Here is a 3,052-nt window from a genome sequence, read left to right as displayed (position 1 = left end):
CGAAATCCTCGTGGAGTTTGGCTGATGAACTACCAACCTCGCATTCCCCTCGCCCCGATCCGCCTGATCGAGATCGGCGACGCCGCCCGACGCCTGGGCGTCACGGCGCGCACGCTGCGTCACTATGAGGACCAAGGGCTGGTGCGCTCGCACCGCCTCGCCCGGAACGTGAGGGGCTACGACTCCGGCACGCTGGAACAGCTGAAGGCCATCGTCGCCCTGCGCGGCGTCGGTCTGCCGATCGCCGCGATCCGCGACATCCTGGTTCTGCGGGACAAGCCCGCCGCCCAAAGCGAGGCGCTGCGCCAGGCTCTGGCGGAGGCGCTCGACGAGCAGCAGGCCCAGCTGGCGCGGTTGGCGGATCTGGCCGCGCATGTGGCCACGGACGCAGCCGCCCTCCCCCCGACCATCGCTGGCCTGCAGGCGAGCGTGGCGCAACCCGTCGCGTGATCGTGTCATAAGGAATTGCCGCCGCGTCACCATGGCCAGGAGGCGATTTAGCTGATCGATTAACGCCAAAAGACGAATAGCCTGGGAGGCCTTCCGGACCATGCGCGATCCCCATTTTTCGCCGGTGATCATCGGCGTCGGCGAAGCCATCGATCGCCCGACGACGCTGGAGCAGAGTCTGGAACCCGTGGCCCTGATGGCCCAGGCGCTGGAAGCCGCGCAGGACGACGCCGGCGCCCGTGTGCTGGCGCATGTCGACACGCTGGACCTCGTGGGCCTGGTGTCCTGGCGCTATGTCGATCCGGTGGGACAGCTCGCCGAGCGCCTGGGCATCGATCCCGCCCGCAAGACCAACGCCAGCATGGGCGGCGAGACCCCGATCCGCCTGATCCACGAGGCCGCCGTCCGCATCGCGCGCGGTGAGCAGAAGGTCGCCGCCATCGTCGGCGGAGAGTCGACCCACAGCGCCACCCGCGCCCGCCGCGATAAGGCCAAGCCGCCGTGGACCCCGCTAGCCTCCGCCGAGACCGCCGTGCGCTTCCCGTCCAGCCGCTTCGCCATGAGCCCGCCCGCCGTGGCCCTGGGGATGCAGGATCCGGCCCAGGTCTATCCGTTCTATGAAATGGCGGCCCAGGCCGCGTGGGGCGAGACGCCGGCCCAGGCCCAGGCCGAGTCCGCCGATCTTTGGGCGCGTTACGCCCAGGTCGCAGCGACCAATCCCAACGCCTGGATCCGCTCCGCGCCCGACGCGGCGACGATCGCCGAGATCACGCCGGACAACCGCCTGATCAACTGGCCCTATCCCAAGCTGATGGTGGCCAATCCGCAGGTGAACCAGGCCGCCGCGATTCTCGTCACCAGCCTGGCCCTGGCGCGCGAGCTGGGCGTGCCGGAGGACCGCATCATTCACGTCTGGAGTGGGGCGGCCGCGCGGGAGCCCGAGGACTATCTGCTGCGCGACAGCTACGCCCACTCCACCGCCCAGCAGACCGTGCTCGAGACGGCGGCGGCGCAGGTGGGCGGCGCGGACCGCTTCGCGCACATGGAGCTCTATAGCTGCTTCCCGGTGGTGCCGAAGATGGCCCTGCGCACCCTGGGCCTCGACGCCGACAAGGTCCCGCCCACCGTGACGGGCGGCCTGACCTTCTTTGGCGCGCCGCTGAACAACTATATGGGCCACGCGGTGGCGGCGATGACGCGCAGGCTGCGCGAGCACCCCGAGGATCTGGGCCTGCTCTACGGCCAGGGCGGCTATGTCAACAAGCACCACGCCCTGGTGGTCGGCGCCAAGGCGCCAGACCAGCCGCTGGCGCAGGACTATTCGGTGCAGGCCGCCGCCGACGCGGCGCGCGGACCCGTGCCGGTTCTGGTCGAGCGCTATGACGGTCCGGCGACCATCGAGACCTACACGGTCCGCTTCGGCCGTGACGGCGCGCCCCAGGACGGGATCGTCATCGCGCGTACGCCGGCCGGGGAACGACTGATGGCCCGCATCGCCCCCGACGACCAAGCCTCGATGAGCCCGTTGCTGTCGATGGAGCGCTCGGCCGTCGGGACCGAGGGCCACGTGCGCGTCGACGTGTTCGGAACCTTGATCTGGGAAGCAGGGGCCAAGCGCCCCCGGAGCCTCGGCAAGGGCGAATTCGCCAAGGTCGAACGGGAAGGACCGCTGACCATCGTCACGATCAACCGTCCCGACGTGATGAACGCCCTGCACCCGATGGCCAATGCCGAGTTGGCCGAGATCTTCGACGCCTTCGCCGCAGATCCGGACCAGTGGGTGGCGATCATCACCGGCGCCGGCGACAAGGCGTTCTCGGCCGGCAACGACTTGAAATATACCGCCGAGGCCATGGCCCGGGGTGAGCCAACCCGCACCCCGACCACAGGCTTCGCCGGCCTCACCTCGCGGTTCGACCTCGACAAGCCGGTCATCGCGGCCGTCAATGGCCTGGCCATGGGCGGCGGCTTCGAGGTCGCCCTGGCCTGCGATCTGATCGTCGCAGACGAAAGCGCGGTGTTCGCGCTCCCCGAACCCAAGGTCGGACTAGCCGCTCTCGCGGGCGGGCTGCACCGCCTGCCGCGCCTGATCGGCCTCAAGCGGGCGATGGGCATGATCCTGACCGGCCGCCGGGTCGGGGCGCGGGAGGGCGTCGAACTGGGCTTCGTCAACGAGGTCGCCCCGGCCGGCGAGGTCATGGCGGTCGCTCGCCGCTGGGCCCAGGACATCCTGGCCTGCAGTCCGATGTCGATCCGCGCGTCCAAGCAGACGGTTCATCGCGGCCTGGACACGCCCAGCCTGGAAGCCGCCTATCGCGGCCAGGACGCCTATCCGGCCGTCAAGGCGCTGTTCAGATCCGCCGACGTGCGCGAAGGCCCCCTCGCCTTCGCCCAGAAGCGCCCGCCCAAGTGGACGGGGCGATAGGCCGTCCCGCTCTACCGCCCGATAGAGGCGTAGGTGAAGCCGTGTCGGACCATTTCGGCGGGCTTGTAGACGTTGCGCAGGTCGACGACGGTGGGGGACTTGAGGAGCAGCTTGAGGCGGTCGAGGTCCAGGGCCCGGAACTGGTCCCATTCGGTGAGGATCACCAGGGCGTCGGCG

Annotated in this window: 3 protein-coding genes; 2 read left to right on the top strand and 1 reads right to left on the bottom strand. The window is 69.8% G+C overall.

Translation table 11 applies throughout. The annotated features are described in order from the left end of the window. Both FCU40_RS22850 and FCU40_RS22845 read left to right on the top strand, forming a co-directional pair. Positions 1-450: MerR family transcriptional regulator (locus FCU40_RS22850; protein WP_206677370.1), on the top strand; the 450-nt coding region annotated here is incomplete at its 5' end. A gap of 100 nt (positions 451-550) precedes the next feature. Continuing rightward, positions 551-2,875, top strand: coding sequence for an enoyl-CoA hydratase-related protein (locus FCU40_RS22845; RefSeq protein ID WP_168078092.1), 2,325 nt, complete (start codon positions 551-553; stop codon positions 2,873-2,875). Positions 2,876-2,886: 11 nt separating this feature from the next. On the opposite strand, the gene FCU40_RS22840 is transcribed toward FCU40_RS22845, so the two are convergent. After that, positions 2,887-3,052, bottom strand: a 166-nt coding sequence (locus FCU40_RS22840; RefSeq protein WP_241693697.1) for a UDP-glucose/GDP-mannose dehydrogenase family protein, incomplete at its 5' end; no start/stop codon positions are given.

The sequence above is a fragment of the Caulobacter sp. SSI4214 genome, from assembly GCF_012184455.1.
Lineage (GTDB): Bacteria > Pseudomonadota > Alphaproteobacteria > Caulobacterales > Caulobacteraceae > Caulobacter > Caulobacter vibrioides_E.
Note: the sequence above shows the minus strand (reverse complement) of the source record. Positions and strands in the feature narration are given on the sequence as shown.

Coding starts and splice junctions, on each gene's coding strand:
- FCU40_RS22845 (WP_168078092.1), top strand. CDS start 551: ATGCGCGATCCCCATTTTTCGCCGGTGATCATCGGCGTCGGCGAAGCC.